Consider the following 19,449-nt stretch of genomic DNA (forward strand, 5'->3'; position numbering starts at 1 on the left):
GTCAGCCTCCTGGGTTCTGCGCGCGGTCGGCGATGATCGAGTCGACCACCGGGCCGACCTCGTCATCGGTGAGGCGACGGTATCCGTCGGCGGTCACCGAGGCGACGATCGGGTACAGCTTGCGGATGAGGTCCGGCCCACCGGTCGCCGAGTCGTCGTCGGCGGCGTCGTAGAGAGCCTCGACGCTGATCCGGATCGCGTCGTCCTGGCTGTGGTTGGCCCGATAGCGCTTCTTCAGCGAGCCGCGAGCGAAGACCGAGCCCGACCCGATCGACTCGTAGGTGCGCTCCTCGGACTTCGCCGCGGCGATGTCGTAGGAGAAGATCCGCCCCTCGCCGGTCTCGGTGTCGAAGCCGGCGAACAGCGGAATGACCGCGAGGCCCTGCATCGCCATGCCCAGGTTCCCCTTGACCATGAACGCGAGCCGGTTGGCCTTCGCGTCCAGGCTCAGCGTAGAACCCTCGATCTTCTCGTAGTGCTCGAGCTCGACCTGGAACAGACGGATCAGCTCGGCGCCCACACCGGCCGTGCCGGCGTAGCCGACGCAGGAGAACTCGTCCGCGTGGTGGACCTTCTCGACGTCACGCTGGGCGATCATGTGCCCCTGCGTCGCGCGGCGGTCGCCGGCCATGATCACGCCACCGGGGAACGTCACGGCCACGATGGTGGTGCCGTGAGCCGCATCGGTCACCGGAGCGGGCAGCGGGCCCCGGGCGCCCGGAAGCAGGTCCGGAGCCGCGACGGACAGGAAATCGGTGAACGACGACGTTCCCGGTGTCATGAACACAGCCGGTAGACGCCCGGCGACACCCGTTGGATCGGGCACGCATCCCCCTTCAGATAGTCGATCGTGAGCCGGCGGCCCAGGATGGTCCGAGGCGGCCCAGCCCAAGGCTCCGGGTGATGCACAACATGCCACGTGCCGGGCCGGCAGGGTGGCCGTGGTCCCGCTCCGTCCCAAGTCGCGGTCCCAGGTCGCGGTCCCGGGCGCGCACCGCCGCGGTGGCACTCGGCGGCCTCAGCGGGCCTGTGAGCCCCTCGGTAGGCCCCTGTGAAGCCCCGCGGGCGGCACGGAGCCTGGACGGCCCGCACGGACGCCCCCAGGCACCGACCTCGCTCGCGGCGGGAGACACCAGGACAGCTGAGCGATCCACGTGCCGACGCACACACACGACACCCACCGCCATCGGGCACACCCTGGGCATCGGGCACACCCCGGGCGCGGGCATCGCGATCCAGGGCACGGCCCCGGGACGCGTCGGGCAGCGGGGCCTCCCGCAGCACCGGTCGCCGCGTTGGCTCCCCCGGCGACCGGCCGAACGGGCGCATGTGGCTCGTCCGGCCGAACCGGCCGCGGGGAGTCAGACCCTACTGACCGCCCTTCTGGACGTATCCCTTCACGAACTCCTCGGCGTTCTCCTCGAGAACGTCGTCGATTTCGTCGAGCAGGGAGTCGACGTCCTCCGAGAGCTTCTCGTGCCTTTCCTTGAGATCCGAGGCGCCCGATTCCTCAACCTCGGCCTCGGCGGTCTCGTCATCACGGCGGCCGGTGCGCTGCTGCCCGCCACCGGTGTCCCTCTGGGCCATGGGAGCCTCCTTCGATCGCCTGGGGCGACACTATCCCGCTCCGCCGACTGCTTCCGGTGGATCGGTACGAGGTCCACTCCATCACGAACACCCGACGACGTCGCCTCGTCCGCCGAGGGCGCAAAATGTGCTGGTCGATGGTGGTACCACCGGCGCACCGAGACTTCACGCCGTACCGGCGTGAAGTCTCGGGAGACCACCGCGAGACCCCGCCGGCTGTCAGTTACCCGACAGGGCGTCCACCAGGTCGGCGGCGGTGGGGCAGCGGGCGAGCAGCTCGCCCACGTGCGCCTTGGTGCCACGCAGCGGCTCAAGGGTCGGCACCCGCTGCAGCGAGTCCCGCCCGATGTCGAAGATGACCGAGTCCCAGGACGCGGCCGCCACCTGCTGCGGGTAGAGCTCCAGGCAGCGTCCCCGGAAGTACGCCCTGGTGTCCTCCGGAGGCTCCGTCATCGCCCTGGTGACCTCCTCCTCACTCAGCAGGAGGTCGAAGCGGCCACGGGCCACCAGGCGGTTGTAGAGGCCCTTCTCCGGCCGAACGTCGTGGTACTGGAGGTCGACGAGCTGCAGCCGCGGCGAGTCCCACGCCAGGGCATCGCGGGAGCGGTAACCCTCGAGGATCGACAGCTTGGCCACCCAGTCGAGCTCCCGGGAACAGGTCATCGGGTCGACCTCGAGGCGGCCGAGCACCGACTCCCACCGGGAGAGCACGTCGGCCGTCTGCGGGTCGACGTCCGTGCCGAGCCTGTCCTCGACGAACTTGCGGGCCTGCTCGAAGTACTCCATCTGGAGCTGCACGGCGGTCATCTTCCGGCCGTCGCGCAGGGTGAGCAGATACCGCAGCGAGGGGTCGTGGGAGATCGCCCGCAGCGTCGCGACCGGCGCGTCCACCGACAGGTCGACCTGGAGCCAGCCCTCCTCGATCATGGCCAGGACGAGCGAGGTCATCCCCACCTTGAGGTAGGTGGCGATCTCGCTCATGTTGGCGTCACCGATGATCACGTGCAGACGCCGGTACTTCTCCGGGTCGGCGTGGGGCTCGTCCCGGGTGTTGATGATGGGGCGCTTGAGGGTGGTCTCCAGTCCGACCTCGACCTCGAAGAAGTCCGAGCGCTGGCTGATCTGGAACCCGGACTCACGCCCGTCCACGCCGATGCCGACCCGGCCGGCGCCGCATATCACCTGACGGGAGACGAAGAACGGCGTCAGGTGCCGCACGATCTCCCCGAACGGGGTCGCCCGCGCCATGAGGTAGTTCTCATGGCAGCCGTAGGAGACACCCTTGTTGTCGGTGTTGTTCTTGTACAGGTGCACGGGCATCGTGCCGGGGACAGTCAGCGCACGGCGGGCCGCCTCTGCCATCACCCGCTCCCCCGCCTTGTCCCAGAGGACGATGTCGCGCGGGTTCGTCACCTCGGGGGTCGAGAACTCGGGGTGCGCATGATCGACGTAGAAGCGCGCGCCGTTGGTCAGGATGACGTTGGCCAGCCCGAGGTCGTCCTCGTTCGCGGGCGCGCCAGGATCGACCACCGGCTCTCTGGGCAGCTCGAAGCCGCGGGCGTCTCGCAGGGGGGACTCCTCCTCGAAGTCCCACCGAGCTCGACTGCCCCCGGTGGCGGCCCTGTTGGCGTAAGAGTTCACGACCAACGACGAAGCCAGCATCTGGTTTGTGTTGGGTTGACCGGGCACGGACACGCCGTATTCGGTCTCGGTCCCCATGATCCGGCGCACGCTCACTCTGCAAGCGTAGGTGCTGGCGGGCCGCCGGGTCGGCCGGACGCCGCCCTTGGTCGTTCCGAACCTCTTGCCGGGAAGCTTCGGGAACGCCCGGAGACCTCCCCCGCCACGCCGACAGCCCCGCGGGTGCCGGCATTCGGGTGATCGGCGACGTGGCGGCCCGCCAGCCTGTTCGACGGCCACTGGGCTGCGTGTCCGTCTTCTCACAGCGACGGCAGGAGACCACCACAAGCCCGTTTTGAAGATCAAAACGATCAAGGATGGGCGTCAACATCGTTGACTATCTTGGGCAGTGCGACGCCCGACGGCACGGCCACTCGACCGGCGGCTCCAGCCGGCGGGCACGGCTCGCGGACCGGCTGGCGGGCAGCCGGTGGGCACGGCCGGGGGTCACCGGGCCCGTGAAACCACGACGCGGCGGCCGCCTCGTCAACGAGACGGCCGCCGCGTGGCGACCACGGCGGGCGGCTGGCCCCCGCCCCGCGAACGGCCTAGAGGTCTAGAGGTACTGGCCGGTGTTCGCGATGGTGTCGATCGACCGCCCGGCCTCGGTGCCCTTGGTTCCGGTGACGAGTGTGCGGATGTAGACGATCCGCTCACCCTTCTTGCCGGAGATCCGGGCCCAGTCGTCCGGGTTCGTGGTGTTCGGCAGGTCCTCGTTCTCCTTGAACTCGTCCAGGCACGCCGACAGCAGGTGCTGCATGCGCAGGCCGCGGACTTTGCTCTCGATGAGGTCCTTCACCGCCATCTTCTTCGCCCGGGCCACGATGTTCTCGATCATCGCGCCCGAGTTGAAGTCCTTGAAGTACAGGACCTCCTTGTCACCGTTGGCGTAGGTGACCTCGAGGAAGCGGTTCTCCTCGCTCTCGGCGTACATCCGCTCGACGACCCGCTGGATCATGCCCTGGCAGGTCGCCTCCCGGTTGCCTCCGTGCTCGGCGAGGTCGTCGGCGTGCAGCGGGAGCTCGGGAATGACGTACTTGGCGAAGATGTCCTTGGCCGCCTCGGCGTCCGGACGCTCGACCTTGATCTTGACGTCGAGCCGACCCGGCCGCAGGATCGCCGGGTCGATCATGTCCTCTCGGTTGGACGCGCCGATCACGATCACGTTCTCGAGCTGCTCGACGCCGTCGATCTCGCTGAGCAGCTGCGGGACGATCGTGTTCTCCACGTCCGAGGAGACACCCGAGCCACGGGTCCGGAAGATCGAGTCCATCTCGTCGAAGAACACGATCACCGGCATGCCCTCGGACGCCTTCTCGCGCGCCCGCTGGAACACCAGCCGGATCTGCCGCTCGGTCTCGCCTACGTACTTGTTGAGCAGCTCCGGGCCCTTGATGTTGAGGAAGAAGGCCCGGCCGGAGCCCTGGCCTGTCTGTGCCTCGACCTTCTTGGCCAGGGAGTTCGCCACGGCCTTGGCGATCAGCGTCTTGCCACAGCCGGGCGGGCCGTAGAGCAGCACGCCCTTCGGTGGCTTGAGCTTGTGCTCCAGGAACAGTTCCTTGTAGAGGAACGGCAGCTCGACCGCGTCGCGGATCGACTCGATCTGGCCCTTCAGGCCGCCGATCTGCTCGTAGCCGATGTCTGGGACCTCTTCGAGGACCAGCTCCTCGACCTCGGACTTGGGGATCCGCTCGAAGGCGTACCCCGACCGTGGCTCGATGAGGAGCGAGTCGCCGGCTCGGATCGGGCCGTCGAGGAGTGGCTGGGCCAGCATGACGACCCGTTCCTCGTCGGTGTGACCGATCACCAGCGCCCGGTCACCGCTCTCGAGGACCTCCTTGAGCAGGACGATCTCGCCCTGCCGCTCGAACGCGCGAACCTCCACGACGTTGAGCGCCTCGTTGAGCATGACCTCCTGACCGGGCTGCAGGACGTCGGCTTCGACGTTCGGCGACACCGTCACGCGGAGCTTTCTGCCCTGCGTGAACACGTCGACCGTGCCGTCGTCGTAGCCACGGATGAAGACGCCGTACCCGCTCGGCGGTTGCGCGAGCCGGTCGACCTCCTCCTTCAACGAGATGATCTGGTCACGTGCCTCCCGAAGGGTGGCGACGAGCTTGTCGTTTTGCCCAGTGGCGGTCTGTAGCTCCACCTGTACCTGGGCTAGTCGCTCCTCCAGGACACGTACCTGTCGGGGCGATTCAGACAGCCTCCGCCGCAGCATGGCCACTTCTTCCTCCAGGAAGGTGACCTGAGTCGTGAGTTCGTGTACTTCCTTCTCGTACGCCGACCGTTGAGAATCGGCGTCACCAGGACGACCCGTGCTCCCACCGGAGCCAGAGCCCGAACGGGGACCGGACACCGCGCCTCCACCTCCCCCGTGCTGACCGGGACGCACCCACACTACCGTTGTGACCGCCGCTGGCAGGCCGGTCGCGCGAGGACGACCCAGGTTTGCCGTAAACAGCGGGTTACGGTGCCATGGTGACAGAAGATCGGAGCCCTGTGGCAACACCAACGAAGCCGGGCGATTCGCCCGGACTCCGGGTCCGCATCGACCAGGACTCCTGCACCGGCGACGGTCTGTGCGTCCAGTATGCACCCTCGGTGTTCGAGTTCGACATCGACGGGCTCGCCTACGTGAAGAACTCCGACGGTGAGCTTCAGACCACACCGGGGACCCACGTGCCGGTTCCGCTGCCGCTGCTCACCGAGATCCGCGACGCCGCCGAGCAGTGCCCCGGCACCTGCATCTACGTCGAGCACCCGGACGGGACGCTGGAGGTCGGCGGCCCACAGGAGTGAGAACCACCCACCCCGGCGCCCCCGCCGTGCCCCCACCCGTGGGGTCCGGCGCCCGGGCCCGCCGCGCGGGCGCCGTCCTGCCCCGGGTGGGGCGGGCCCGCCCCACAGCGGTGGAGGCCACCCGGCACGGCCGGGGAGCCGCCGGCGGGCTCGCCTGAGCGGGCGCCCCCGCGGATCGCCCGGCCGCGCCCGGCATCGCGTCAGCCGTCGGAGCCGGCGTCGACTCGAGGCTCCGGCTCGGTCTGAGGCTCCGCGATGACCTGGCGATCGGGCTGGCCGTACAGGCCCGGCAAGCTGCCCGCTCCCGCCGGCTGACCCTGCTCGGCCGGGCGGTCGACGGATGCCGGCTCCGGAGCGGTCGCCGGCTCCGGATAGGAGCCCTTGGCCGGGCGCCGCCGCCTCGGTGGAGCAGTGACGCCGTCCGCCAGCCGGCGCGCTGTCACCAGGAAACCGGTGTGCCCGACCATGCGGTGACCGGGGCGCACGGCGAGGCCCTCGACGTGCCAGTCGCGCATCATCGTCTCCCACGCCGCGGGCTCCGCGAAGCAGCCGAACTCGCGCAGCGCCTCGACCGTCCGGGAGAGCTGGGTGGTCGTCGCGACGTACGCGCACAGCACGCCGCCGGGGACGAGCGCCGCCGCGGCCGCGGGCAGCACGTCCCACGGGGCGAGCATGTCGAGGATCACCCGGTCCATGCCCCGCTCGGCCGACTCGGCCAGATCACCGACATGCAGTGTATGAGCCGGATGTGGTCCGCCGAAAAAGGTCTCGATGTTGCGCCGGGCGACCTCCGCGAAGTCGGGACGCCGCTCGTAGGAGACCAGACGGCCGCCGTCGCCCACGGCCCGCAGCAGGGCGCAGGACAGCGCGCCGGAACCGGCACCGGCCTCCAGCACCTGCGCGCCGGGGAAGACGTCGGCGTACATGACGATCTGCGCCGCGTCCTTCGGGTAGACGACGGTCGCGCCGCGCGGCATCGACAGCACGAAGTCGGCCAGCAGCGGCCGCAGTGCCAGGTAGTCGGTGCCCCCGGTGCTGCTCACGACGACGCCTTCGGGCCGGCCGAGCAGGTCGTCGTGCGGAATCGCCCCCCGGTGGGTGTGGAACTGCCGGCCCGGCTCGAGGACGACCGTGTGCCGTCGGCCCTTGGGGTCGGTCAGCTGGACGCGGTCGCCCTTGGTGAACGTCCCGCGGCGCCGCGCCGCTCCGGTCGGCCGCGGCACCTCGGGTACCTCGGGTACCTCGGGCATCTCCGGCGCCTCGGGCATCTCCGGCGCCTCGGGGTCCGCGGAGTCCGGCAGGGGCGGAAGCTCCGCGAGGTCCGGCAGGGGCGGGCGGGACGCGACCGCGTCCGGCGTGGTCGGGTCAGTACTGATCTCGTCGTCCTCTCGGCGCGCGCCCCGAGGCCGTCCACGGCCGGCGCGCGCCCTGTCCGCTGGAAGCTGGTCGCACGGGGGCGTGCGGGTGACGCGTGCCGGGTGCGTCAGGGCCGGGCCGGGCCCGGCGGCCGTCAGCGGCGAACGAACGTCACCGATGGGAGACCATACGGGCCGCGGCCGCCGGATCGATCCTGGCCACGAGATCGACCATGGCCAGCACGCCGACCGGCCGGCCGCGCTGGACCACGAGGTACTCCGCGGCCGGGGCCCGCTGGACGGCCGCCAGCAGGTCCTCGCCCTCGAGCTCGGCCTGCAGGGTCATCCCCGGGCCGATGCTCCGGCTGACCTCGTCCACCGCCATCCACGGCCGGCGGTGCTCCGGCAGGGCGTCGACGGAGGCGCCGTTCATGATCTTGACAGGGGTGCCGTCCCGGTCGATCACCGCGACGGCCGTGGCGCCCACCTCCTGGGCCCGGCGCAGCGCCTCACCGAGCGGGACCGCAGCCTCCACCGGCAGCGTACGGCGGGCGAGTCGGCCCGCCGACAGCCCGGGCAGCCGCTCGCGGACCTTGGCCGACCGCAGCGACTGGTAGGCGCCGAAGGCGACAAACCCGGCCAGGACGTAGGAGTAGAGCGCGCCGAAACCATCGGAGTTCTTCGTCGCGCCCCAGACCACCAGCGCACCGGCCACGACGAAGCCGCCGTAGGCGCCGGCCCGCAGCCCGCGCAGCTTGTCGTGCCCGATGGCCCACACCGCCGCGACGACGACCCGCCCGCCGTCGAGAGGCAGACCCGGCGCCAGGTTGAACACGAACAGCGCGGCGTTGGTGAAGCCGATGAAGAAGAGCACTGCCCCGACGCTGCCGTGATCCGGCACGGCCAGCAGGCCCAGGAAGCACAACCCCCCGATCACGCCGTTGACGGCGGGCCCGACGAAGGCGATCAGGAACTCGCGGGCGGCGGTGGCCGGCTCGGGCTCGAACTCGGTGAAACCGGCGAAGCCGTGCAGGGTCACCGACCGGACGTGCAGCCCGAACCGCTGCGCGGTCAGCGCGTGCCCGATCTCGTGCGCGAGCAGCGACAGGAGGAACCCCGCCGAGACGAGCAGGGACAGTACGAGCACATGCCCGTCGGTCGCGGCGATCGTCAGATGGTCCCGGATCGGGTCGATGAGCAGGGACGCGACCAGCGCCGCGAAGACGACGGCCAGCGGCGAGACGAAGATCGGGGCGCCGCGGACGTGCCCGACCCGCATACCCGGCGGACGCGGCGCCGGCCGCCGCTCCGGCGGCTCCGCTCCGCCGGGGACGCCGTGTCGCGCCGCGCCGGGCTGATCCTCCATAGGTGTAGATGCTACGGACCATCCTCCGTGGTGTCCGCCGCGGATAGCGCTCCCGCTACGGATTGCGCTGCCATCTGGCCGGCAGCGGGCTTGTTCGGGGGCCACGGAGGCCCGGCCACGGCCCGAGGACGCGGCCAGGGCCCACGGCCCGAGGAGGCGGCCAGGGCGCCCGCGGCTCGAGGCCCGTCACGCCGCCACGGTTGCGCTGGGGGTCACCGGCTGGGATCAGGCTTGTAGGACTCCACCTCAGGAACGGGCCCCGCCCCCCGGGCCTCAGGGGCCCGACTCCAGAGGTCGAACCCCCGAAAACCCGGATCCGGAAACCAGGCCAGCCTCCGCCAGGCCGGCCGAGACGACGTGTGGCGACTGAGCGCGTCTATGAGATCACTCAGCCGCCATGATTGTTCTCGGAGCCGACGGCCGGGCTGTCAGGTCTGCGGAAATCCGCCCGGGGCGGAGCCCGGACCCTCGGCGAGGGAGGCACATCGGGACACCGTGGGTGCCCCGAGGCGGGCGCCGATCGTGTCGGTGGCGGGTTCTAGGGTCGACGCCATGACCACAACGCCTGCCCAGGCCCCGGGCTCGGCCGCCGAAGGTTGCCCGACCGGGCCGGTCCAGGTCGGGCCCGGCTGGCATGAGGGCCGCGACCCCGCGGCGGCCCCGGCCTCGCCGCCGACGCCACCGGCCGCGGCGCCACAGGCGCCGCCGATAACGGCGTCGTTATCCCCCTCCCGGGCCGCCGACTTCGTCAACTGCCCGCTGCGCTACCGCTTCCGCGTGGTCGACCGGCTGCCGGAAGCGCCGAGCGAGGCGGCGACGCGGGGCACGGTGGTGCACGGCGTGCTCGAGCGGCTGTTCGACCTGCCCGCCCCGGGCCGGACCCAGCCGGCCGCGACCGAGCTCGTCGAGCCGGTCTGGGCCGACCTGCTCGCCCGCGACCCGGCGCTCGGTGGCCTGTTCGACGACGACGGCGCCCTGCGCTCCTGGCTGGACAGCGCGCGTGACCTTCTCGCCGGCTACTTCACCCTCGAGGACCCGACCAGGCTGGCCCCGGCCGCCCGGGAGCTCTACGTCGAGCACGTCCTGGCCTCCGGGCTGCGGCTGCGCGGCTACGTGGACCGCCTCGACTCGGCCGAGACCCCCCAGGGCACCGCGCTGCGCGTCATCGACTACAAGACGGGCCGCTCCCCCGGCCCGGCGTTCGAGGGCGCGGCCATGTTCCAGATGCGGTTCTACGCGCTCGTGCTGTGGCGTTCGCGTGGCGTCATCCCGCGCGAGCTCCGGCTGTATTACCTGAGTGACCGAACCTGGCTGCGTGCCACGCCGGAGGAGTCGGAGCTGCGCGCCACCGAGCGCCGGATCGAGGCGCTGTGGGCGGCCATCGCCCGGGCGCACCGGACGGGCGACTGGCGGGCCACGCCGGGCCGGCTGTGTGACTGGTGCGATCACAAGTCGAGGTGCCCGGCATTCGGCGGCACCCCTCCCCCGCTGCCGGAGAACCGCGCGGAGCTGCCCGTCGACGACGCCGCCCCCACCGTCTGCGAGGCGGACGGCTGAGCCGCCCGACCGTCCATCGAATCGCGGCGCATGGGTCCCGACCTGGCCACCGGCAACGTGGCGCACCAGACGTGGGGGTACCCGTTCGGGTACCCGAGGGCACCTTCGGACGGCGGCCCCGCGGGCGGGCCCGGCATCGGCGTGCCCGGGCGGTCACCGGTGGGGAAGATCCGGCGTCCCGGGTGGTGTCGGGGGCGGTTACCGTCGGCGGCGGACGTGGGCGGCGGGAGGATGCGGATCACCTCTCCGGCGTTGTCCCTTCGGGGCCTGGATCCCGGCGCTCCGCGGGAGCCGGCCGCCGATCGGTGAGGTAGTTCGCGACAGTTGGAGGAACGCATGGCCCGACGCACCGCATCGGACCGCGACGGTGCCCGCGGCGGTCCACGGCGCGGCCGGGGGTCCGCCGCGCGGGCCTCCAGACTCACCAAGGTCTACGGCTCGGGTGACACCGCCGTCACCGCGCTGCGGGGCATCGACCTGACCTTCCCCTACGGCCGGTTCACCGCGATCATGGGCCCCTCCGGCTCAGGCAAGTCGACCCTGATGCACTGCCTCGCCGGGCTGGACCCCGCGACCACGGGGCGGGTCTTCATCGGCGACGTCGACCTGTCCCGGCTCAACGACCGGCAGCTCACCCAGCTCCGCCGGGACCGGATCGGCTTCATCTTCCAGCAGTTCAACCTGCTGCCGACGCTCACCGCGGCCGAGAACATCACGCTGCCGCTGGACATCGCCGGCCGCAAGCCCGACCAGAAGTGGATGCGGATGGTCGTCGACGCCGTGGGCCTCGCGCCCCGGCTGAACCACCGCCCGCCCGAGTTGTCCGGCGGCCAGCAGCAGCGGGTCGCCTGTGCCCGGGCCCTGGTCACCCGCCCGGAGATCGTCTTCGCCGACGAGCCGACCGGGAACCTCGACTCGCGGTCGGGCGCGGAGGTGCTGTCGTTCCTGCGCGACTCGGTCCGCGAGCTGGGCCAGACCATCGTGATGGTCACCCACGATCCGACGGCCGCCTCGTACTCCGACGAGGTGATCTTCCTCGCCGACGGCCGGCTGGTCGACGCGATGGCCGAGCCCACACCGGACGCCGTCCTGGACCGGATGAAGAACCTGGACGCGCTCGTGCGCGGCGAGGCCGTACCGGAGCCCGAAGCGGACTACGACGACCTGCCGCCGGAGCCGCCCGAGCCGCGCGGCCCCGAGTACGACGACCGCGGCTACGCCACCGGCGGCTACCCGACGGGCAGCTACCCGGCCGACCACTACCCACCGGCCGGATACCACAACGAGGACTACGCCGGGCCGGCGGACGAGCGCCAGTCCACGGGCTACGGCGCGGGGGGCTACCCGGGCGGCGGGCCGCACACCGGGGAGTACCCGAGCCCCGGGCCGTACCGGGGCGACCCCCGCACCGGCGGCTACGCCAGTCACTTCGAGGCCAGCCAGTCCGATACCGGCCGGTTTGACGCCAGCCAGATCGACGCCCGCGGCCGGTACACGGATCCGGCGGACACCGGCCCGTTCGGCCATGACCGGTACGGCTCCGCCGGGCGGCACACGGGCACTCGCGGCCACGGAGGCGGGTACCGGGCTCCGGACGACCACGACCGCTCGCCCTACGACGCGTCCGGGCACGGTGGCACCCGGGGCTACGAGCGGGGCACCGGCCGGGGCGCGGGCCGGGCGAATCCGACCGGGTGGGCCTGACGGATGCTGCGCGCCACACTGCGGAGCCTGCTGGCCCGCAAAGTACGGCTTGTCCTGTCCGCGCTCGCGGTCGTCGTGGGTGTCAGCTTCGTCACCAGCACCCTGGTCCTCACCGACACGCTGAACCGGACGTTCGACACCCTGTTCACCGACATCAACAAGAACGTCAGCGTCTCCGTGCGGGCCGTCAACGCGGTCGGCACGGGCGACCAGGCCGACCGGCTGCCGGTGCCCGCCACCCTGGTCCCCACCGTCGCCAAGGTGGACGGAGTCACCGCGGCGACCGGGATGGTCCGGGGCCAGGCGGTCCTGATCGACCCCGCGTCGGGCGACCCGCTCAACAGCGGCGGCGCACCGGGCATCGGAACGAACTGGACCGGTGGCACCGCGACGGGGTCGGAGGAGATCGCCGACGGTCGGCCACCGAACGGCCAGGAGATCGCGGTCGACAAGTCGACCGCGGACAAACACCACCTCACGCTCGGCCAGCGGATCTCGGTGCAGACCCGCCTCCAGCCCGAGGAGTTCACCCTCGTCGGCACCTTCCGCATCGGCGGGCAGGACAGCCTCGGCGGCGCCGCCGTCACCACGTTCGACACGGCGACGGCGCAGCGGCTGCTGCTCGCGCCCGACCAGTTCACCTCGATCAGCCTCGCCGCCGCCAACGGCGTCTCGCAGGAGCAGCTGCGGGACAGGGTCGCCGCGGTGCTCCCCACCAGGGTCGAGGCGATCACCGGCACCCAGCTCGCCGAGGAGAGCGCGAGCGCGATCCAGGACGCCGTCAGCGGGTTCTCGACCTTCCTGCTGGTCTTCGCCGGCATAGCGGTGTTCGTCGGCGCTTTCATCATCTTCAACACGTTCACGATGCTGGTCGCGCAACGCGTCCGTGAGCTGGCGCTGCTGCGCGCGATCGGCGCGAGCCGGGCCCAGGTGCAGCTCTCGGTCCAGATCGAGGCCCTGATCGTCGGCTTCATCGGCGCCACGGTCGGTCTCGCTCTGGGCGCCCTGCTGGCGATGGGGCTGCGTGCGGCCGTCGGCGCGTTCGGGATCTCGCTGCCGTCCGGCCCGCTGGTCTTCCAGCCTCGGACCTTCCTGCTCGCCTACGGCGTCGGCCTGGTCATCACCGGTCTCGCGGCGTTCGTGCCGGCCCGCAAGGCGGCGTCGGTGCCGCCGGTGGCGGCGATGCGCGAGACGTACGTGCTGCCCACCAGGTCGCTGCGCACCCGGGCGCTCGGCGGCGGCGCGCTGACCGTGCTGGGAGTGATCTGCCTGGTGGCGGGCCTGGCCCGCGGGGAGAATCCGAACACGAGCATGGTCGGCGCCGGCGCGGCGTTCGTCTTCCTCGGCATCGCCACCCTCTCGCCGCTGCTGGCCCCGCCGATCACCCAGGTCGTGGGGATTCCGCTGCGCGCGATGTTCGGGACGACCGGCCGGCTCGGCCAGGAGAACGCCATCCGCAACCCGCGGCGCACCGCCTCCACCGCGTCGGCGCTGATGATCGGCCTGGCCCTGGTGAGCGCGTTCGCCGTGCTCGGCCAGTCCATCAAGGAGTCGGTACGCGAGACGGTGTCGGAGAGCCTGGGTGCCGACTTCTACATCGCCACATCCAACTTGGCCCCCTTCAGCCCACAGGTGGCCGCGGGGCTCCAGGGCAAGCCAGGCGTGGCGGTCGCCACCGGCATCCGGGGCGGGGTGGTCAAGATCGGCGACACAAACTCGTCGGTCCTCRCGGGCGATCCGGTTGGCCTGCTGCAGGTCCTCTCCATCAAGCAGGTGGACGGCGACGTCAACGCGCTCGGCGCGGGTTCCCTCCTGGTCGACGAGGTGACGGCGGCCGAGCGGGGGCTGCGGGTCGGCGCGCCCGTCCCGGTCACGTTCGCGGACGGCCCGACCGAGCTGACCCTGGTGGGCACCTACGAGAAGAGCGCGATCGCCGGTCCCGCGATGATCGCGACCAGCGAGTTCGAGAAGCACTCGAACAACAACCTCGACCTGTTCGTGATGCTCAAGCTGGYCGACGGCGCCGACCCGGCCGCGGTCCGGGCCGAGATCGACAAGGTGATCAAGCCGTTCGGCAGCGTCGAGGTCCGCGACCAGTCGGAGTTCGTGGCCCAGCAGGAGGAACAGGTCGACCAGCTGCTCGGGTTCGTGTACGTCCTGCTGGCCCTGGCGGTGGTGATCGCCCTGTTCGGCATCGTGAACACCCTCGCACTCTCGGTGATCGAACGCACCCGGGAGATCGGGATGCTCCGGGCTATCGGCATGACCCGGCAACAGATGCGGATGATGGTCATCGTCGAGTCGATGATCATCTCGGTCTTCGGTGCGGTGCTCGGTGTGCTGGTCGGCAGCTTCTTCGGCTGGGCGCTGACCGGGGCACTGAAGAGCCAGGGGGTGACGACCTTCGCCTATCCCGTCGGAACGATCATCGCCGTGATGATCGCCGGCGCCATCATGGGCGTGCTCGCCGCGGTCTTCCCGGCGCGTCGAGCCGCCAGGATGGACATCCTGCGGGCGATCGCCACGACCTGACCCGCGAGCCCGCCGCCGGACGCGGGCCGGACCTCAGCCGGGGTCGGCGCCGGCCCGGTCTCAGCCGGAGTCGGCGCGGGCCGGGTCCGGACGGTGGACGAGCCCGGCGAGCGTGGCAAGGTCGACCGCGTGCAGGCTGTCGACCCGGGCCGCGACCTGGCCGGGCAAATCGGCCGCCGCGATCGGCATCGACGGGACGAGGACCGTCGCACAGCCGGCCGCGATGCCCGCCGCGGCCCCGGTGAGGCTGTCCTCCAGGACCACGCAGGCGGCGGGATCGGCGCCGAGCAGGCGGATCGCGGCGAGGTAGGGATCCGGGAACGGCTTGCGCCGGGCGACCTCGTCGCCGGCCACCGTCACGGTGAAGTGGTGCGCGCCCAGCACGGCGACCACCGCGTCGACCAGCGCACGGTAGGACGAGGAGACCAGGGCGGTCGACACCCCGGCCGCCGTGACGGCGCCCAACAGATCCAGCGCCCCGGGCTGCGCGACGACCGCACCCGGTTCCCGGAACAGTTCCGCGGAGCGGCGCAGCAGGAACTCGGTGGTCGCGGGCTCGTCCGAGACGGGGCGCCCCAGCATCGAAACCATGATCGGGACGGCGGTGTCGATACCGTGGCCGATCATGGCAAGCTTCATCTCGGGCGTGAACCGCCCGCCCAGGCGCGCCGCGGCCTCGTTCTCCGCGATCGTCCACAGCGGTTCGGTGTCGACGAGCAGCCCGTCCATGTCGAACAGGACCGCCGCCGGCAGGTCGCTCACAGTGTGTCGTCCTCCGGGGAACCAATCGGGGAGCGGCCCGCGGACGGCCACACCGCGCCCACGGCGCCAACGGCCGCGGGGGCCCGCTCGGCCGGGGCAGGGAGCAGCTGGGGACGCACCCTGAAAGGGTACCGGGGTGGGACGGAAGGCCCTCCGCGGGCGCCGGGGCGGGCCGGCGGCCGGGGTCCGGGCCGGACGCGGCGACCTCCGGCGGTGGTGGTCGCAACGGGCGCGGGCACCCCGGTTCCGCCGTCGGTGGAACGCGGCACATACCCGATATCGACCTGACAGGTCCCGCCCGACATAACCTCTGCGACGGGATGGACACGATGGATCGATCCCCGCCCGCCTACCGGTCACGGACGGGGGGCGTCGATGCCCTTGAGGCGGAGGTTGCGATCACGCGGCAGACTGGACAGCGGGCGTTCTCCCGGATCGGGAGGACGTACGGTTGCACTGTCACGGGGGCAGGGGGCCGCCGCGGGGCGGCAGGAGGTGGTAGGTGATCGAGTTCTCCGGCGTCGGCCAGCTGCGGTCGCCGGTGGTCGTGGCCGCCTTCGAGGGGTGGAACGACGCCGCCGACGCGTCGTCGGCGGCCGTCGAACACCTGGAGAACGTCTTCGGTGCTCGCGTCATCGGCGCGATCGACCCGGACGACTACTACGACTTCCAGGTCAACCGGCCGACGGTCAGCGGTGCGGACGGCGCGTCACGCAAGATCGCCTGGCCGACCACGCGGCTCTCGGTGGCGCGGCCGGCGAAGTCCGAATCCGACCTGGTGCTCGTGCGGGGCCTGGAACCGAACATGCGCTGGCGGGGATTCACCGACGAGCTCATCGAGGCCGTCCACGCACTCGGTAGCGACATGGTCATCACGCTCGGGGCGCTGCTGGCGGATTCGCCGCACACCCGCCCCGTCCCGATCAGCGGTACCGCCGGGGATCCGGCCACCGCCGCGCGGCTGGGCCTCGAGGCCTCCCGCTACGAGGGGCCGACGGGCATCGTGGGCGTGTTCGCGGACGCCTGCTCGCGGGCGGAGCTGGCCTCGGTGTCGTTCTGGGCCGCCGTGCCGCACTACGTCGCCAACCCGCCGTGCCCGAAGGCCACCCTCGCGCTGCTCCGCCGGGTCGAGGATCTTCTCGACATGGAGATCCCGCTCGGCGAGCTGCCGGACAAGGCCAAGGCGTGGGAGCGGCAGGTCGACGAGCTCGCCGCCGGGGACACCGAGGTCGCCGAGTACGTCCGCTCGCTGGAGTCGCGCGAACCGGAGACGGCGCTGCCCGAGGCCAGCGGCGACGCCATCGCCCGGGAGTTCGAGCGCTACCTGCGCCGCCGGGGGGAGTGACCGCGCCCGCGCGCGAGGTCTACTCCTCGACGATCTCCGCGTCGAGGATGTCCTCCTCGGCGGCGGGGCGGTAGCCCGCGGCGGGCATGCGTACCGGGCCGGTTCCGGCTCCCCCGGCGGCCGGCCCGCCGGGGACGAAGCCGCCGGCCAGCTCGGTCGGGTAGGGCTCGGCTTCGGGGACGTCCCGCTGCTGCTGGCGATGGCGCCCCGGGCCGCGCCGCGCACCCACGGTCGCGGAGCCCACGGTTGCGGCGGCCGAGGGCGCCGCCGGGCCCGTCTCGGCGGTAAGCCGGGACGAGGCGGCCCATGTTCCACCGGTGCTCCCCCCGGAGCTCGTCGCCCCGGCCGGCGCGGACGCTCCGGCGCGGCTCGCTCCCACGTGCCCGGCGCCCACGGACCCGGCGCCGAGGTGGCTCGTGCCCGTGTGTCCGGTACCGGCGTGCCCAGCGCTGGTGTGACCAGTGCCGAGGTGACCGGCGCCGGCGTGGCCCGTGCCGCCCGGACCACGCAAGGGGTCACCCGCGCTGTCGACGCCCCCGGTGTGACCGGCGTGGTCTGAAGCCGGGAAGTGCAGGCTCGACGCCGCCCCGCCCGGCTGCGGCTGCGAGCCGGGCTGCCCTGGTGGACCCGGCTGTTCCGGCGCGGCCGGGTGGCCCGGACCCGCTGCCGGCCGGCCCGGCGTGAACGGATCCGCCGACGGATCCACCGACGGCGCTCCGGCCAGGTTCGGGCCCGCCGGAGCACCGGCGTCGGCCCGGCCGCCGCGCCGGCCGTCCAGGCCGCTGTCGGCGGCGACGCCATCGGGTGACACGCCCGCGCGGGCGAGGTCGGTCACCGCCCGGTCGATCTCGTCCCCGCCGAGCAGCCGGCGCAACCGCAGAACGGCGCCGATGATCTCGCCCTGCTGGCGCCGCAGTGCCTCGAGCGAGTGCGTCCCGCGCACGATCTCGGCCTCGAGGTCCTCGTGCCGGGTCAGCGCGAGCCGCCGGCTCTCCTCAACCGCGTCGAGGATCAGCTTCTCGGCCTGTTCCCGGGCCTCCCGGACGATCGGATGGTTCGCCCCCGCCTGCGCGACCGCCTCCTCCAGCGCCGATTCGGCGAGGTGGCGGGCGCCCGCGATGATGTCCTCGGCCTCACGCTGCGCGATCTCGAGCATCAGCCCGATGCGCCCACCGGCCTGGGCGGGCAGGCCCTCGGCGAGGCGGGCCTCGGCCTCCCGACGGTCGCGCTCGTGGCGCAGCGCCGCCTCGGCCGCGGCCGCCCGGGAGGTCACCTCGCTCGCGTACCGCCACAGGACCCCGAGGTACTCGTCGACCTGCCGGGGGTCGTATCCCTGCGGTGCCTCATCAAAGGTCGGCCGGTCCATGGCGGCGCCGGGGGACTCCCGGCGGTGGTGCGCCCCCATCGGCTAGGTTCCTCTCGGTAGGACAGGCCCAAGGTCGACACCGAGCAGTGCGTCGACGGTGTCGCGGACGGTGGCCGGCGCCTGATCGTCCGCCTCGCCGCTGCCGCTGCCAGCGGCCAGTGCGGCCGCCGCCCACGCGTCGACCGCGGCGAGCGCTCCAGGCGCGTCGAGGTCGTCGGCGAGCCGGTCCCGGACCTCGGCCAGCACCGGCCGGAAGTCGGGGCCGGACGGCAGCGCGACGGCGGCGCGCCACCGGTCGAGCCGCTCGACTGCCGCCGGCATGGCGGCCGCGGTCCACTCCCACTCCACGGTGTGATGATGCTGCAACAGGGCAAGCCTGATCGCGGCCGGGTCCGCTCCGCGCGCGAGCAGCCTCGAGACGAACTCGAGGTTCCCCCGCGACTTCGACATCTTGTGGCCGTCCAGGCTGACCAGCGCGGTGTGGACGTAGGCGCGGGCGAACGGCCGGGCGCCGTTCGCGACCTCGGCGTGCGCGGCGCTGCACTCGTGGTGCGGGAAGGCTAGATCGCTCCCGCCGCCCTGGATGTCGATCGTGGCGCCGAGATAGTGCCGGGCGATCGCGGAGCACTCCACGTGCCAGCCCGGCCGCCCCGGGCCGAACGGCGACGGCCAGGACGGCTCCCCCGGCCGCTCCGCGCGCCACAGCAGCGGGTCGAGCGGGTCCTTCTTGCCCGGCCGGCCGGGATCACCGCCGTGCTCGGCGCAGGACACCAGCATCTGCGCGGGGTCGAGGTGGGCCACCTGGCCGAAGTCCGGCGCCGCGGCGACGGAGAAGTAGAGATCGCCGTCGACGGAGTACGCGGCGCCGCGCTCGACGAGCTGGGAGACCATGTCGACGATGAGCCCGACGGCCTCGACGACGCCGACGTAGTGGTCGGGAGGCAGGATGCGCAGCGCCGTCATGTCGGCCCGGAACAGGTCGATCTCGCGGCGGGCGAGGTCGCGCCAGTCGATGCCGTCACGGGTGGCCCGCTCGAGCAGCGGATCGTCGACGTCGGTGACGTTCTGCACGTACCGCACCTCGTGGCCGGCGTCCCGCAGCACGCGCTGGACGAGGTCGTAGGTGAGGTACGTGAAGGCGTGCCCGAGGTGGGTGGCGTCGTACGGGGTGATCCCGCAGGCGTAGAGCCGGACCGTCGGCCCGAGGTCCAGAGTCCGCACTCCGCCGTGCGCCGTGTCGAGAACGCGGAGGTTGCGACCCTGTCCGGGAAGCTTGGGGAGCTGAGGAAAGGGCCACGCCTGCATGCGTGTCAGGGTAACCGGGGCCGGGCCGGGCGCGGGACAAGCCGGGCAGGCCGGCGACGAGCAGGGCACAACCCCCACCCGGGCG

The 19,449-nt window shown here is 72.3% G+C and carries 15 protein-coding genes; 6 read left to right on the plus strand and 9 right to left on the minus strand.

What is annotated here, in order from left to right:
• Nucleotide 1: 1 nt before the first annotated feature.
• The 4 genes from prcB to arc form a co-directional block, all read right to left on the minus strand.
• Nucleotides 2-826 (minus strand): proteasome subunit beta, encoded by an 825-nt coding sequence (gene prcB / locus BBK14_RS16650; protein WP_198541320.1) that lies wholly within the window; start codon nt 824-826, stop codon nt 2-4.
• A 542-nt stretch (nt 827-1,368) separates the two neighbouring features.
• Entirely contained in the window at nt 1,369-1,587 is a 219-nt protein-coding gene (locus tag BBK14_RS16655) for a ubiquitin-like protein Pup (protein WP_018499886.1), read from the minus strand.
• 219 nt (nt 1,588-1,806) lie between these two features.
• Nucleotides 1,807-3,306 (minus strand): depupylase/deamidase Dop, encoded by a 1,500-nt coding sequence (dop, locus tag BBK14_RS16660; RefSeq protein WP_071063867.1) that lies wholly within the window; start codon nt 3,304-3,306, stop codon nt 1,807-1,809.
• Between the two features lie 517 nt (nt 3,307-3,823).
• Nucleotides 3,824-5,629 carry a proteasome ATPase gene (gene arc / locus BBK14_RS16670; RefSeq protein WP_071063560.1) on the minus strand — a complete coding sequence of 602 codons (1,806 nt, stop codon included), beginning with the start codon at nt 5,627-5,629 and terminating at the stop codon, nt 3,824-3,826.
• Nucleotides 5,630-5,748: 119 nt separating this feature from the next.
• On the opposite strand from arc, the gene BBK14_RS16675 reads away from it, so the two are divergent.
• A complete protein-coding gene (locus tag BBK14_RS16675) occupies nt 5,749-6,072 on the plus strand; it encodes a ferredoxin (protein ID WP_020462366.1) in 324 nt (107 codons plus the stop codon).
• A complete protein-coding gene (locus tag BBK14_RS38390; protein WP_157904289.1) occupies nt 6,069-6,230 on the plus strand; it encodes a hypothetical protein in 162 nt (53 codons plus the stop codon). The genes BBK14_RS16675 and BBK14_RS38390 overlap by 4 nt, the downstream gene beginning before the upstream one ends.
• Nucleotides 6,231-6,272: 42 nt before the next feature.
• Here BBK14_RS38390 and BBK14_RS16680 read toward each other — a convergent pair whose 3' ends face one another.
• Nucleotides 6,273-7,340 carry a tRNA (adenine-N1)-methyltransferase gene (locus BBK14_RS16680; RefSeq protein ID WP_083391015.1) on the minus strand — a complete coding sequence of 356 codons (1,068 nt, stop codon included), beginning with the start codon at nt 7,338-7,340 and terminating at the stop codon, nt 6,273-6,275.
• Between the two features lie 259 nt (nt 7,341-7,599).
• The gene (locus BBK14_RS16685) at nt 7,600-8,793 is read right to left on the minus strand and encodes a site-2 protease family protein (RefSeq protein WP_071063564.1); all 1,194 of its coding nucleotides are present in this window, start codon (nt 8,791-8,793) and stop codon (nt 7,600-7,602) included.
• Between the two features lie 552 nt (nt 8,794-9,345).
• On the opposite strand from BBK14_RS16685, the gene BBK14_RS16690 reads away from it, so the two are divergent.
• The 3 genes from BBK14_RS16690 to BBK14_RS16700 all read left to right on the plus strand — a co-directional run bounded on the left by BBK14_RS16690 (nt 9,346) and on the right by BBK14_RS16700 (nt 14,586).
• Nucleotides 9,346-10,350 (plus strand): RecB family exonuclease, encoded by a 1,005-nt coding sequence (locus tag BBK14_RS16690; protein ID WP_071063566.1) that lies wholly within the window; start codon nt 9,346-9,348, stop codon nt 10,348-10,350.
• 336 nt (nt 10,351-10,686) lie between these two features.
• The gene (locus tag BBK14_RS16695) at nt 10,687-12,054 is read left to right on the plus strand and encodes an ABC transporter ATP-binding protein (RefSeq protein ID WP_071063568.1); all 1,368 of its coding nucleotides are present in this window, start codon (nt 10,687-10,689) and stop codon (nt 12,052-12,054) included.
• Nucleotides 12,055-12,057: 3 nt separating this feature from the next.
• Nucleotides 12,058-14,586 (plus strand): ABC transporter permease, encoded by a 2,529-nt coding sequence (locus tag BBK14_RS16700; RefSeq protein WP_071063570.1) that lies wholly within the window; start codon nt 12,058-12,060, stop codon nt 14,584-14,586.
• A gap of 60 nt (nt 14,587-14,646) precedes the next feature.
• Here BBK14_RS16700 and BBK14_RS16705 read toward each other — a convergent pair whose 3' ends face one another.
• Entirely contained in the window at nt 14,647-15,348 is a 702-nt protein-coding gene (locus tag BBK14_RS16705) for an HAD family hydrolase (RefSeq protein WP_083391016.1), read from the minus strand.
• Between the two features lie 502 nt (nt 15,349-15,850).
• Here BBK14_RS16705 and BBK14_RS16710 point away from each other — a divergent pair.
• Complete coding sequence (locus tag BBK14_RS16710) at nt 15,851-16,693, plus strand: PAC2 family protein (protein WP_020462373.1); 843 nt, start codon at nt 15,851-15,853, stop codon at nt 16,691-16,693.
• Between the two features lie 19 nt (nt 16,694-16,712).
• On the opposite strand, the gene BBK14_RS16715 is transcribed toward BBK14_RS16710, so the two are convergent.
• On the minus strand, nt 16,713-18,098 hold the full coding sequence (locus tag BBK14_RS16715) for a DivIVA domain-containing protein (protein ID WP_071063572.1): 1,386 nt from the start codon (nt 18,096-18,098) through the stop codon (nt 16,713-16,715).
• Nucleotides 18,099-18,101: 3 nt separating this feature from the next.
• Nucleotides 18,102-19,364: a cysteine--1-D-myo-inosityl 2-amino-2-deoxy-alpha-D-glucopyranoside ligase gene (mshC, locus tag BBK14_RS16720; RefSeq protein WP_071063574.1), complete on the minus strand. Its 1,263-nt coding sequence runs from the start codon at nt 19,362-19,364 to the stop codon at nt 18,102-18,104.
• Nucleotides 19,365-19,449: the final 85 nt, after the last annotated feature.

It is taken from the genome of Parafrankia soli, from assembly GCF_001854695.1.
In the GTDB taxonomy this organism is placed as follows: domain Bacteria; phylum Actinomycetota; class Actinomycetes; order Frankiales; family Frankiaceae; genus Parafrankia; species Parafrankia soli.

What these genes read in the sequence shown, in the direction of transcription:
- BBK14_RS16655 (WP_018499886.1), bottom strand. Translation starts at nt 1,587, where the DNA reads ATGGCCCAGAGGGACACCGGTGGCGGGCAGCAGCGCACCGGCCGCCGT.
- dop (WP_071063867.1), bottom strand. Translation starts at nt 3,306, where the DNA reads ATGGGGACCGAGACCGAATACGGCGTGTCCGTGCCCGGTCAACCCAAC.
- BBK14_RS16675 (WP_020462366.1), top strand. Translation starts at nt 5,749, where the DNA reads ATGGTGACAGAAGATCGGAGCCCTGTGGCAACACCAACGAAGCCGGGC.
- BBK14_RS16680 (WP_083391015.1), bottom strand. Translation starts at nt 7,340, where the DNA reads ATGCCCGAGGCGCCGGAGATGCCCGAGGTACCCGAGGTACCCGAGGTG.
- BBK14_RS16685 (WP_071063564.1), bottom strand. Translation starts at nt 8,793, where the DNA reads ATGGAGGATCAGCCCGGCGCGGCGCGACACGGCGTCCCCGGCGGAGCG.
- BBK14_RS16690 (WP_071063566.1), top strand. Translation starts at nt 9,346, where the DNA reads ATGACCACAACGCCTGCCCAGGCCCCGGGCTCGGCCGCCGAAGGTTGC.
- BBK14_RS16695 (WP_071063568.1), top strand. Translation starts at nt 10,687, where the DNA reads ATGGCCCGACGCACCGCATCGGACCGCGACGGTGCCCGCGGCGGTCCA.
- BBK14_RS16715 (WP_071063572.1), bottom strand. Translation starts at nt 18,098, where the DNA reads ATGGGGGCGCACCACCGCCGGGAGTCCCCCGGCGCCGCCATGGACCGG.
- mshC (WP_071063574.1), bottom strand. Translation starts at nt 19,364, where the DNA reads ATGCAGGCGTGGCCCTTTCCTCAGCTCCCCAAGCTTCCCGGACAGGGT.